Annotated in this window: 10 protein-coding genes; 2 read left to right on the top strand and 8 right to left on the bottom strand. The window is 57.1% G+C overall.

Annotated elements, in window-relative coordinates:
- Positions 1-5 precede the first annotated feature (5 nt).
- Both KVT34_RS18940 and KVT34_RS18935 read left to right on the top strand, forming a co-directional pair.
- Positions 6-587 (top strand): TetR/AcrR family transcriptional regulator, encoded by a 582-nt coding sequence (locus KVT34_RS18940; protein WP_217560374.1) that lies wholly within the window; start codon positions 6-8, stop codon positions 585-587.
- Between the two features lie 62 nt (positions 588-649).
- Entirely contained in the window at positions 650-2,545 is a 1,896-nt protein-coding gene (locus KVT34_RS18935) for an alpha/beta fold hydrolase (protein ID WP_217560373.1), read from the top strand.
- A gap of 136 nt (positions 2,546-2,681) precedes the next feature.
- On the opposite strand, the gene KVT34_RS18930 is transcribed toward KVT34_RS18935, so the two are convergent.
- The 8 genes from KVT34_RS18930 to KVT34_RS18895 all read right to left on the bottom strand — a co-directional run bounded on the left by KVT34_RS18930 (position 2,682) and on the right by KVT34_RS18895 (position 12,832).
- Positions 2,682-4,487 (bottom strand): glycoside hydrolase family 35 protein, encoded by a 1,806-nt coding sequence (locus KVT34_RS18930; RefSeq protein ID WP_217560372.1) that lies wholly within the window; start codon positions 4,485-4,487, stop codon positions 2,682-2,684.
- Positions 4,488-4,747: 260 nt separating this feature from the next.
- Complete coding sequence (locus tag KVT34_RS18925) at positions 4,748-5,053, bottom strand: hypothetical protein (RefSeq protein WP_217560371.1); 306 nt, start codon at positions 5,051-5,053, stop codon at positions 4,748-4,750.
- 147 nt (positions 5,054-5,200) lie between these two features.
- Positions 5,201-5,962: a MerR family transcriptional regulator gene (locus KVT34_RS18920; protein WP_217560369.1), complete on the bottom strand. Its 762-nt coding sequence runs from the start codon at positions 5,960-5,962 to the stop codon at positions 5,201-5,203.
- Between the two features lie 120 nt (positions 5,963-6,082).
- Positions 6,083-6,673: a DedA family protein gene (locus KVT34_RS18915; RefSeq protein WP_217560368.1), complete on the bottom strand. Its 591-nt coding sequence runs from the start codon at positions 6,671-6,673 to the stop codon at positions 6,083-6,085.
- Positions 6,674-7,134: 461 nt separating this feature from the next.
- Positions 7,135-8,133, bottom strand: a complete 999-nt coding sequence (locus KVT34_RS18910) for a zinc-dependent alcohol dehydrogenase (RefSeq protein WP_217560366.1) — start codon at positions 8,131-8,133, stop codon at positions 7,135-7,137.
- A 503-nt stretch (positions 8,134-8,636) separates the two neighbouring features.
- Positions 8,637-10,916, bottom strand: coding sequence for a helix-turn-helix transcriptional regulator (locus KVT34_RS18905; protein ID WP_217560365.1), 2,280 nt, complete (start codon positions 10,914-10,916; stop codon positions 8,637-8,639).
- Between the two features lie 78 nt (positions 10,917-10,994).
- Complete coding sequence (locus KVT34_RS18900) at positions 10,995-11,873, bottom strand: carbohydrate ABC transporter permease (protein ID WP_217560364.1); 879 nt, start codon at positions 11,871-11,873, stop codon at positions 10,995-10,997.
- On the bottom strand, positions 11,867-12,832 hold the full coding sequence (locus KVT34_RS18895; RefSeq protein ID WP_217560363.1) for an ABC transporter permease: 966 nt from the start codon (positions 12,830-12,832) through the stop codon (positions 11,867-11,869). Before KVT34_RS18895 ends, KVT34_RS18900 begins: the two co-directional genes overlap by 7 nt.
- Positions 12,833-12,906: the final 74 nt, after the last annotated feature.

Here is a 12,906-nt window from a genome sequence, read left to right as displayed (position 1 = left end):
GTATCATGAAAACGACCAAACGAACTTCCAACCGGGACAAGGCCCTGAATACCGCCGAACACCTTTTTCTGACAAAAGGGTTTCTCCTTACCAGTATGGATGAAATTGTAACCGAGAGCAAAGTATCCAAAACGAATATCTACTACCATTTTAAAAGCAAGGAGGAGCTTCTCGGGGCCATTACGGAAAGACTCGTCGGACGTTACGAGGAGCTTATCCGCGAAGCCGGTTCCCGGAGGGGACTGACTGTCCCGCAAAAAATTGCGGCGATCGGCGACTTGCTGATGCGGGGTGAAGACGATTTCCTCGGAGGCTGCCCGTTTCTGACGCTGTACGTACAAACCTCCCGCGAGGCCGGATTCGTCAGGGAGCGGATCGGACGTTTTTTCCGGGAACAGACCCTGTACCTTGAAGAACTTCTCGCGGAAGGCGTCCGCAGCGGAGAATTAAGATCAAGTCTGGAACCGGGTCCTGCGGCCGCATTGATCCTTTCCGGTATAGAAGGCGCGCTTTTCCTCCAGCATGCCAGCCCTGATTCTACTTATATGCAACAAGTGCTTCCCGCTTTAGCCCAGCTGCTAAAGTAATTTTTTTGAGTATTTTTAGTACTGTTTAGTAGTATATTTTCAGAAAGCAGAGGTGTTCTTGAATGGCACACATCTTTATTACCGGCGGAACCGGCTTTATCGGCCGTCACGTTCTCCGCGCTTTATCCCTTCCTGGGTCGGGGCCGGGGGAATGGGAATCCCATCGCCTTACCGTCCTGGTCCGGTCTCTCACCCGCTTCAATTCTATTCTGAAAAAGGAGGGTCTGGAGTACTCCCCGCATATCCGTCCCGTGAAAGGCGACCTGTCTCTGCCTTCGCTCGGATTGGACGATATCGGCTTAGAGCTTGCCGGGCAGGCGGATATTCTCCTGCACATGGGCGGGCCCATGGACATCGGGCTCGGGCGGGAGGAGGCCGAGAACGTGTTTTTCCGCTCCAGCGAAGAGATGGTGTCCCTGGCGAAACAGATCCATAAGAACCGGGGACTGAAGCATTTTATCCATCTGGTGGGCTTCAAGAGCCCTTACCACGAAAAAAACGCCGATCTTCCCGAGCACATCGGGCATCCCGGCGAACCTCCATACGAGAACCGGAAGCTGGCCGCAGACCTGCATATCCGCAAAGCGCTGTACCGCGAAGGAATTCCGCTCTCCGTCGTAAATCCCAGCGTCGTGATCGGGGATTCCGCCACCGGCGTCACCGAGCAAACGGGAGGTCTCGGCATTCTCGTCGACTCGGTCCGGCGCGGTCTTATGCCCCTCTCCCCCGGCGGTGCCGGGCACTGGCTCCCCATGGTGCACGCCGACCATGCGGCCGCATTCATCGCGGCGCTGGTCCGGGAAGAGGAGCCCGGGAACGGCACCTATTTTCTGCTCGACGAAAAAAGCGGCAGCCCCGATATGCGTGAACTGGCCCGGAGCATCGCCAAAGAAGTGCGTGTCCGGGGCCCCTTCGGCGCGATGCCTCTGCCCCTGCTGACCAAGGCTCTGGGGACAAAATGGGGCCGTAAAACCGGCATTCCGGCGGAGTCCATAAATTTTATCGCGGACGGCGATTTTCCTCTTGCCTCCAAGCAAGCCGTGGAGCGGAAATACAAGCTGGATACGGGGCTGAACAGGGATATTCTGCCCGGCACCATAGCCGATCTGGATTACCGGCTCTCTCACGGGGAAGCGGGGCTGCCGGGGGCTGAATTTAAACCGGGCCGTCTGGGCAAGCTCGCCGTATGGTCCCGCCAGGAAGGCTCCGGCATCCCGGTGGTGCTCCTGCACGGGTCCTTCAGCGGGGCGTTCCCGCTGCTCCCGGCCGCTTCACGGCTGAACGGTCATCCCGTATACGCCGCGGATTTGCCGGGTTTCGGGCGCTCGCCCTATCACCACGGAAACGATGTAATCGCCGGTTATGTCGAGGCGGTCACGGGCGCATTGATGGAGCTTGGGGAGCCGGTTGTGCTGGCCGGTCACTCCTTCGGAGGGCTTATCGCCGCCAAGGTGATGGAGCGGCTGCCGGGCTATGTCCGCGGAGCGGTGCTTCTGCAGCCGGCCCTTCATCCGGCTCATGCCGGCGTCCCCGCCTGGATCGCGGGCGCTTATATGAAGAGGATGACGGAGCGGGCGCTGGTCCGGAAGCTGCTGGAATCGGGCAGCTTTGCGGACGAGGAGGAAGTCCCGCAGGAGTACGTGCGCTATGTGCTCCGTGATTTGGCTTCGCCCCGGGTCCGCAAAACGAACGCGGACGTATTCGCCGCTCTCGGGAACGCCGGAGCGTTCGGCCTGAGTCCCGGGAAGTGGGACACGGGCAAAGTCCGTCTCATCTGGGGAGGGCTGGATCGGCGGTACCGCCTGCCCCAAGCTTTCCGGCATCTGCCCGTAACGGAAATCCCCGCCGGGCACCAATTTCCGATTTCCCATCCGGACCTTACGGCCGGGCTGATTCTGTCGCATGCGGAAAATTGCGGATCTGAGCGGACGGCCATGGAACGGCAGCCTCTTTTTTAGACCCTCTCCCGCTTGAGAGGTGGCCGCCCGGCTTTATCCGCACAGCCTCCGTGCAAGTTATATCGCGCCGCATACACCGCATTACGGCATGCAAGAGCATAAAAAAGAGCGCGGACTATACATCCGCGCTCTTTTTTTACTCTCCCGTGAAATTCAATATGCTCTGGTCCACGGCAGCTTCTGTCCCCAAGTCCGGCTTGTCTTCAAGCCGGACGGAAAGCCGCTCTGTGCCGTGAAGCTCGAACAGGACAATCTCGTTCGTCCCTTTGCGCAGCAGAGGCCCCGGCACATACAGCGATTTCTGCGGGCCGCGCTCCCAGTAGCGTCCCAGGTTGAAGCCGTTGACGTACGCAACGCCCTTCGTCCATCCTTCCAGCCGGAGGAACGTGTCGGCCGCCTCCTCCGCTTCGAAGAAGCCCCGGTAGAACGCGGGCTTCTCGCCTGCCGTGTCCGCGTCTTCCAAGCCTGCAGCCTCTGAGAACTCAAGCCCGTCCATCGAATCCAGCGGAAGCGGATAAATGTCCCAGTCGTACTGGAACTGGTTGTCGATCCGCACGCCTTCCGTGATTCCCTTGTGATCGCGCAGCAGCGGGCCGTAGTTGACGCGCCCCATATTCTCGACGAGAATGTCGAGACGCGCTCCCCCGGCCGGCACCTCCAGCTTGAGCGGCCGGACGTCCCACCGTTCCACGGCGCCGATATAGCTGCCGTCCAGGAACACCAGAGCGCGGTCGCGCACGTCCTGGATATGCAGCTCCTGCCCCCGGCGAGGGCCGGTCACGTGCGTCGAGTACAAAATAAAGCCGTAATTCTGGCCCAGCTTCTCCATCGGTTCCGGCGTTACCCGCCGGACCGGCTGCGACAGCTTGCCGATCTGTGCAAACAGATCCGCACGTTCTGTCATCTCCACCTCGCCGTATTCCTTTACCGGGAGAGGCTCGGGCAGAGCGCAGCCTGATTCGCCTTCGTGCTTGGAGATAACTTCACGGAACGCTTCGTACTTCGCCGTTAAGTCCCCCCGCTCCGTCAAGGGAGCGTCATAGTCGTAGCTCGTCACCGTAGGCTCGTACGTCTTGATATGATTCGCTCCGCTGTAGAAGCCGAAGTTCGTCCCGCCGTGGAACATATAAAAGTTGACGGAAGCGCCGGCGCCGAACATGTCGTCCAGCACCCGGGCGGCGTCTTCTCCGTCGCGCGTATGGTGTTCTTCCATCCAATGATCGAACCAGCCGTTCCAGAACTCCATACACATGAGCGGTTCATCCGGCCGGTACTCTCTAAACTTGGCGAACGATTCTTCCGATCTGGAGCCGAAATTCACCGTGGCAAGCACATCCGGCAGCGTTCCGCCCTGCAGCATTTCGTCGGTCGGCCCGTCCGAGGTAAACAGGAGAACGTCGATGCCCCGGTCGATCATGCCGTCCCGCAGATAGCGCAAATACGCCTTGTCATTACCGTAGCTGCCGTATTCGTTCTCCACCTGCATGGCAATGATCGGGCCCCCGTTCGTGCATAGAAGCGGAACGAACTTCGGCAGCAGCACGTCATAGTAGGCGTCGACCTTCGCCAGAAACTTAGGATCGGAGCAGCGCAGCTGCATCTCCGAGTCCTTAAGAAGCCAAGCCGGCAGGCCCCCGAACTCCCATTCGGCGCAAATATACGGGCTCGGCCGCACGATCACATGGAGGCCCAGTTCCCCGGCAAGCTCTACAAAAGCGGTTACATCCGCTATACCGCCGAACTCGAATTTTCCTTCCTCCGGCTCGTGAACGTTCCACGCCACGTACGTTTCCACCGTGTTACAGCCGCAGGCTTTCATTTTCAGCAGCCGGTCACGCCAATATTCCGGAACAACGCGAAAATAGTGAAGAGCCCCGGAAATAATCCGGAACGGTTTATCGTTCAAGAGAAATTGGCTGCCTTTCACTTTAAAGCTTGTCATAAGTTTTATCTATCCTTTCAAGCCGCCCACATGGATGCCGGCAGTTATTTTACCCTGAAGAAGGGCGTACAGCACGAGCGTAGGAATCATTCGTGCTCTTCCCCTTCTACCTTACTGAATATCCCGCCGCTTGAACATGAACAGAAATGACCGATGTATGCATTTTTTTGACTTTTCGAGGCAGCAAAAAGAAGCCCCCGGCGGAGCTCCTTTTATACGGTCCCATATGGCGCGCACATTCCCTCCGGGGGTTGGCTTCTTCAATCAAGCAGCCTAAACCGCTCCAACTGGTCGTGAATGCCTTCTTTCCGCAAGATTTCTTTCTGCTTGGGGCCGATCAGGTCAAAATGCGGAAACGGGGCCCGGTTATGAATGTACCTGGGATTCAGCCCGTGGGAGATGCACCAGTCGGACAAGCGGTCGAGGTCGGAACACCCGACTTTCGTGACCGTCGTGATTCCGGGAAAACGCGGCTCCAGCCAGTAATGCGTCAGGTAAGCGATATCCCCACGGGAAACCGCCGCTTTCCAGCGCTGCAATTCCTCTCTTTTTACTCCAAAAGCCACCGGTTCTCCCCCTTTCCGGGCAGGATGATGTCATGCGTTTAAAGCGGCTATGCGCACCGCGCGCGGGCGCCGACCGAGAAACTAATTATACCGCAAAAAACCGCCGGGCAACATACGCCCGGCGGTCGTTTGCAATACGTTTCGCCGTTATTGTGCGGACGCCCATGATTCGGCGGCGGCGCGCAAATAATAAGCCAAACCGGTCTGCTGGCTCTCCAGCATCTGCCGGTGAAAATCGTCTTCCATAAAAAACTTCGCCTGATTGACGTAGTCTTGAGGTCCGAATGCGTGCCCTGCTTTATTCAGGAAATCCAGGTGGTCCCGGAGCAGCGTCCGCACGTCTTCGTGATCGAACTTCACTCCGTCTTTGAGGGCGGCGGCCATCCCGTCCGTAAATCGCTTTGCCTCCGCAGCCTGTTCGTTCAACGCCTCCACGTCGATCGTTTCTTTCTCCAGAAGATCGTACCCGTACGTTTCTTTCAAATACTCGTTCTGTTCCGTCAGCGCCTCTTTCCATTCCTCTTCCTTGCCGAATCCCTTGAACATGTCTGCCATTTCCATTCTTTCTCCCTCCGAGGCGTACCGGATGGACTGCCGCAGCGTCAGGAGAAGCTGTTCCAGCCTTACCTTCCGCGCCGTAAGCAGCTCCTCCTGCTCCGATAAAACAGCCGTCCGCTGCGGCTTTTCTTCCAGCACCCTCCTGATTTTTTCCAGCGGTACATCCAGTTCCCGATAAAACAAAATCTCCTGCAGACGCTGAAGCTCCTCCATCCCGTACAGCCGGTAGCCCGCTTCACTAATCTCCCTGGGCGGGAGTAGACCGATTTTGTGGTAATGATGCAGGGTCTTTACCGTTACACCCGACACCCGCGCGGTTTCCTTGACGGTCAAGAGCTTGTCGCTTAGCATGGTATTCCTCCTTTCCTGTCAAAGTCTAAAGGCTCCTCCAAGAGGAGGGTCAAGACGAATCCGCAAAAAAATTTATATCGTTCACCGGTATCCGGGTTTTTAGCAGGGGATATGGCGTGTCTAGGTTTGTGATTTTTTGGTTCTATTTCTCCAGAAAAGGAATAAAACCGCCGCGGCGCAGCCGATAACCAGGAAGAGCTTCGTTTCCGGGACGATCAGAAGCTGGGACAGATTGCCGCCCCACTGACGCCCGATTCCGTAAAAAAGAAGCGTCCATACCCAGGCTCCGCTATATGCGTACAGAGCGAATTTGGCATAGCGTTTGCCGTATGCGCCCATAAAAATCGGGACGATATACCGGACACACGGGATAAAACAACTGATGCAGATCGCTGCCGTGCCGTACTTATCGAGAAGCTGCTCGGAAGACGCAAAATACCGGGCGAATCTTTCCTTTCCGCGCAGCCGGTTAATCAGACGTTTGCCGAATGCCCGGCCGATCACATACCCGATCGTGACTGCCGTGACCAGCCCTAGAAAAATACACACATAAACGAGCCAGGGATTAAGCAGCCCTTCGGCTCCGATAACGCCGCCTGTCATTACAGTCACTTCATTGGGTACCGGAATGCCGAAAGGCCCCAGCGCCAGAGCCGCGTAAAAAAACGCATATCCGTACTGGTCCACCAGCTCCAGGATGAGATCCCCCATCGCCCTCCGACCTCCTTCGTTCGTGGTTAAGTACCTTTACGACTCCAATCTTAAATTAAAATTGTTACGTTTTTTTGATGCGGAACTTGAGAAATACCGGAAATACTCGTGCCCGCAAAAAAAAGAAGATACAAATAAGCGAAACGTCACCTTGAGACAAGGATCGGTTTCGCTTTGTTCACGTAGATTTAACTGGGAGCAGTACTTTCGCGAGAGAACGAGGAGTTCCGCCTTGGCCGTCTTATGCCGCCGCAGCCGTTTTTTCCGCGTGTAAAAGCCTCGAGATTCCGGTTAAGGGGCCGCTCCGCGTGGGACAGGCCCCGGGGTCTCCGGTCAAGAGGCGCACGATCCGCATGGACAGGCCCGGGCTGCCGGCCAAAGGATCGGTCCGCACGGACGGGGACTGACTGCCGGTCAAAGGGGCGGTCCGCCACGGCAAGCGGCAGCTAAGCGGACCAACCTTAGTCCGCTCCGTACCGGAGCAGCACACCGAGCGCCGGTTCGCTTCCGCGGAAGCTTTCGTATGCTTCCGCGGCCCGGCCGAACGGAAGCGAGGTCAGCAGCGGGGCCGCCGAGATGCGGCCTTCCGCGAGCAGACGGATGTACTCCGCGGTATTGCGGCCTTCCGTCCAGCGGACGTAGCCGACGGGGTAATCCCGGTTGTCGCGCTCGTACATCGGGTCGTAGCGTCCGGGGCCTCCCGCCCGGGAGATCAGCACGCGGGCCTCCTTGCCGAACATCTGGCCGCGCGAGAAATTCGCGCTCACGTCGCCGACAAGGACGACCGATCCGCGGTCCCGCAGCCAGCCGAACGCGCGGTTGATCAGCGGCTCCCCGTCGCCGCCCACGCAGAGCAGGACGCTGTCGGCGCCGAGACCGCCGGTCACCCGCGCGAGCTGCGCTTCCAGCTCATCGGCGTCCGCGAACGCCTCGACGCCGCCCATGCGCAGCCGCTCCGCGCGTCCGGCGTCAAGGTCCAGGCCCGCCGTCCGGATGGCGGCGGCCGAGGCGATCTGCGCCGTCAGGTTGCCGAGGATGCCGAGCCCGACCACGACGACGGACTCGCCGAACCGCAGGTCGGCCGTACGCAGCGCGTGGATCGCGATGGCGCCGAGCCCGGCGAACGCCGCCTCTTCCGGCCGGACGTGATCCGGCACCGGGGCGGCCAGATTCGCCGGAACGGCCAACGTCTCGGCGTGCCGGACGTAAGGGGCGCCGTAGCAGGCGACGCGCTGTCCCGGCTCCAAGCCGCGGACGCCCTCGCCGGCCCGCGTGACGATGCCGACCGCGCTGTAGCCCAGCTCGACCGGCTTCTCGCCGGACCGGCGGAGCATCGACAGCTCCGTTCCGGGGCTGATCCCCGAATATTCGGTACGGATCAGAATATGCCCCGGCAGGAGCGGCGGTTCCTCCAGTTCACGCAGAACAATTTTTCCATGTTGTGCCGCAACGCATTTCATTTCTTTTTGCCTCCATGCCCTTCGTCAGCTTCCCGTATGCCCGCCCGAATGAGGCCTGCTCGGAGAGAGCGGTATCCGGGCGGGGTATCCCGGGTATAAGGGTAGTGTCTTCGTTATTCGATGTGTCTTTCTTCGGTGTTTCGTTATTCGATGTGTCTTTATTCGGTGTTTCGTTATTCGATATTTCGTTATTCGATATTTCGTTATTCGGTGCCTCGTCATCCAGTTTCACGTCATTCAATGTGCATGTAGTTCCGTTATTCATGTTTTCGCTAATCTCTATGCCCGTAGTTAGGGTGTTTTTAATTACGCATCATTAAATGATTGCCCCATGAGTTATTGGCCGCCTTAGTTATTGGTCTCGTTAGTTATTGGGCGCGTTACTAATTTATCCACGTTCATCTTAAGGCCGTTCTTTATCGACCGGTCAACCTTTCGCCAGGCAACCTTCGTTCCTCGCTTCAAGCGATCCTTGGCTGCGTGAACCTCTCTCGGCATCCCCGTCAGGAAATCGACTTCCTCCGGTATTCGCTGGGCGAAATGCCGTTGTATTTTTTAAACGTGCTCGTGAAGGTCGACGAATTGAGATATCCCGATTTCTCGCCGATTTCCGCAACCGACCAGTCGGTCGTTTTCAGCCATTCCTTGGCGTGCGCCATTCGGACCTTGTTGAGATATTCCACGAAATTGATGCCGAACGCTTTCTTGAAGTAGTTCGAGAAATATTTCGGGGTCGTGCCCAGCAGCTCGGCCATATGATCCAGGTGCAGATTTTCCTTGTAATGCAGGTTGATATACTGGGCGATGAATTCAGCTTCCAGCTTCGTGTCTCCCGCCGGTTTCCGCCATTCCGCAAAGCGGCGCGCGGCATATTCCAGCGCGGTTTCGATCTCCCGGTAGTCCACCGCTTGATGGACCGCCCGGATGAAGCCGTCCTGCAGCCGGATCAGCTCCTGCCCGTCGACTTTGCCCGGCTCCACGTACTGCTGCATGTGATAGTACATGCACTCGGCAACGGGAACCAGTTGGTGATGATGGACTTGCCGCTCGGCGTTCTTCTCCAGAATGGCGCGGATCATCGCAAGGCATGCCTCCACGTTCCCGCCCGCGAGATGATTGGAGAGCTTCTCGATTTCATGCAGCGGGAAGTACACCTTCCACGTATACCGGATCGCCTGCGTGTCCGTGATGGGGCTTGCCTCCGAGAGATCCCGGTACATCAGGCCACGCTTCACCTCGCGGTAAGCGTCCTGGCAGTACTGGATCTTCGAGGCGTAAAGCCTGCTGACGGCCGCCATAACGGCGACGTCCTTCAGCGGTCCGTTCCCGGCCTGCTTCAGTATCTGCCCCATGCGCCGGATGACCGGCTCGCGGTCCGAAGGCCGCTCAAGGCCGATCAGCGCCAGGAACTGCAGGCTTCCCGCGTGGAAAACGGAGCAGTGGCCTCGGGCCTCTCCGGCCGCTTCACGCAGCATGGCCTGCAGCGCCTGCTCCAGGGCAGCGGCCCGCATCGGCGCCGGCGGTTCGCTTCCGGCTTCCGGGCTTTCCTTCGGCCGCAGATGAATGGCGGCCATCATGAACTGACCCGTCCGGAAGAAATCCGCGAAGATGTGCTGCATCCGGTTCTCGAATTCGCGCGAATGCGAGAATTCGTCGAGGGCATGCAGGAACACGCCGCGTCGGATTTCGGAATGCACCGTCTCCATCTGGACTTTGACGGAAGCATTCTCCAGCTGGATCTGCTCGATGCCGCTTCGGATACGGTTGTAATCCGCCTGCGGTTCCGCCGTTTTTCCGCCCAGCAGGCGGACCAGATCCCGGATCGGCCGGTACAGGTAGTGGCTGAGGACGATGGATAGACCCACCGCCGACAAAATGGCGATAATCATGATCATCCGGTTCCACGCGACTACCGGTGCGGTGCCCGCGAGCTCAACCGGCATTTTATCGATATAAATAAAATCGTTATAGTCGGATTTATAAAACAGATACTCGTAATCCCGGCTTTTGACCATCGCTTCCTGCCCCGGGTTAAAATACACCTCGTTCAGCATTTCCACCAGATCCCACTCCGGGTCCGTACTCAGAATACGGTTGCGCTCGGCATCCATCACCATCAGGGAAGTGCCCTGCATCATCGCGGTCTGGTTGACATGCTTCAGCAGCTTATCCACGTCGATCAGCAGCATAATGTTGTACGTCGAAATCTGATTGCTTCCCATCAGCACGATGAGATTGCGGTTCTGGACAAGCCGGTCCGCGAATTTCACTTTGAATACGCTTGCAGGAAATACTTTCTGTGTCCGGTTCGTCTCGGCAAAAGACCTCCAGTATTCCGCGTTGTACGTATCGTGCCGGTACTGTTCGTTGAAGAGCGCCTCCAGGCTCGACGTCCCTTGCGAGGTAATCGCGATGGCGGACCCTTTCTCGAACAGGACGACTTCCTCCAGATAATCCATGGATGACACCAGGGTCGTCATGTTTTTCTGCATCAGATACACGTCGTTCATGTTGATCCGGTCATCCTCCATCACCTCCCAGGACTTGTAGGGCAGGGCATGGATCGAATAGATGAGGTCGTTCATTTCTTTAAAAGCCTGATCGAACGACCGGATGACGTGCTTCACAACCAGTTTGTTATTCTCGCTGACTTGACGATAAATACCCGAAATCGAATTCTCGAAGACCAAGTAATTGGATGCGAACATGACAATGGCCACCAGCAGAAGCGAAAAGAAAATCTTCAGCAGCCCCATGTTCGCTTTCCAGCGGATCCTCGGCATATTCCGTCCCCCTCGCTCTATAACGGAAATGACGCTGTTAGTTCCCTTAATCTTCGACATCCGGCCGGGCATCCCTTCTCAGCCTTTTTCGGAGCCGAGCATAATCCCCTTGGCAAAATACTTCTGCGCAAACGGATAAATCAGCAGCACCGGAATCATCGAAATGAAGATGGTCGCGTTTTTCATCGCCTCCGGCGTCAGCGCAGCCTGATCCACAAGCCCCGACTCCTTGGCCTGATCGAAGATAAGCATATCCCGGAGCACCACCTGCAGCGGATAAAGGTTGGCGTCGTTGAGATAAATAAGCGGCAGGAAAAAGCTGTTCCAATGGCCCATGAAGTAGAACAGGCCGATAGAAGCGAGCGCCGGCTTGGACAGCGGAATGATAATGCTGAACAGGATCCGGTATTCCGAGGCGCCGTCGATCAGGGCCGATTCGCGCAAGGACGAGGACATCGACTCGTAAAAGCTTTTGAGAATGAGCAGCTCGATTGTCCAGATCGCGTTGGGCAGTACGAGGGCCCAGATGGAATCCAGCAGGTGGAGCTTCTGCACGACGATGTAAGTCGGGATAATGCCGCCGTTCAGGAACATCGTGATCACAATGGCGATCATAAAATATTTCCGCCCGAAGAACGTCTTCCGGGAGAGAGGATAAGCGGCCACCGCCGTCATCAGCAGGTTGATGAAAGTGCCCGCGCCCGTGTACAGAATCGTATTGAGATAAGCGCGCGGAATACGCGGATTTTGCAGAATCTCCTTGTAAGCGTCCAGGTTGAATCCGCGCGGCCACAGGAACACTTTATTCTGCACGATGTAAGCCGAATCGCTGAACGAAATTGCGATGATGTACAGCACCGGATAGACGGTTGCGGCCGCGACCAGACTGAGAATGATCACATTCATCAGATCGAAAAGGCCGAATTTGCGAACTTTGCTTCCCTTTGCGGTTACCATAAGCTGCTTCCTCCCGCTCTCCGGCTGATCATGTTGCTGACCAGCAGCATCACGAGCGCGACCAGCGCCTCGAACAAGCCTACGGCAGCGGCATAGCTGTAGTTCGTTTCAAGCAGACCTTTGCGATAGACATACGTGGAGAACACGTCCGCCACGTCGTAAGTCATCGGGTTGTAGAGCAGAAGCACCTTCTCGTAACCGATCCGGAACATCGCGCCCGTTTTCAAGATGAACATAATCGTAAGGGTCGGCAAAATACTCGGAATCGTGATATAGCGCATCATCTGGAACCGCGTACAGCCGTCCACGCGCGCCGCTTCGTACAAGGTTGGACTGACGCCCGCGATTGCGGCCAAATAAATAATGGCGTCATATCCGATCGTCGCCCAGATTTCCGAGGACACGTAAATGGTACGGAACCATTCGGGGTCGATCAGGAAATAGGTCCGGGTAAAGCCGAGCGCCTCAATAATCGTATTGATCAGCCCCCGGGTCGGCGACAGGAAATCGATAATCATGGAGGAGATAATGACGACGGACAGGAACGCCGGCAGATAGCTTAGCGTCTGCACCGTTTTTTTGAAAAATTGCAGGCGCACTTCATTAAGCAGCAGGGCGAACAGAATCGGGAACGGAAAGCCCCACAAGAGGGTAAACAAGCCGAGCAGGATCGTGTTGCGGAACAGCATCCAGAAATCCCGGCTGGAGAAAAACGCTTTGAAATGCTCCAGTCCCACCCATTCGCTGCCCAGGATGCCCTCGTACACGTTGTAATTTTTAAACGCGATGATCAGCCCGTACAGGGGGCCGTAGCGGAACAGGATGAAGAAGACGATGCAGGGGAGGAACAAAAGCAGGAGCTGGCGGTCCCTCTTGATGTGCCGCAAAATTTCGGCTCCTTTGGAACGTTTCGGTTGGCTGACCGCCGTTTGGGCCAGCTCGGACTGTGCCTGATGCATGCAGGGTACCTCCTTCAAGGCGGAAGGGGCACCCGACTGATTGCGGATGCCGTCCGTCTTTGCTCTGTATCTTT

The sequence above is a fragment of the Paenibacillus sp. GbtcB18 genome, assembly GCF_019091125.1.
Classification (GTDB): domain Bacteria; phylum Bacillota; class Bacilli; order Paenibacillales; family NBRC-103111; genus Paenibacillus_F; species Paenibacillus_F chitinolyticus.
Note: the sequence above shows the minus strand (reverse complement) of the source record. Positions and strands in the feature narration are given on the sequence as shown.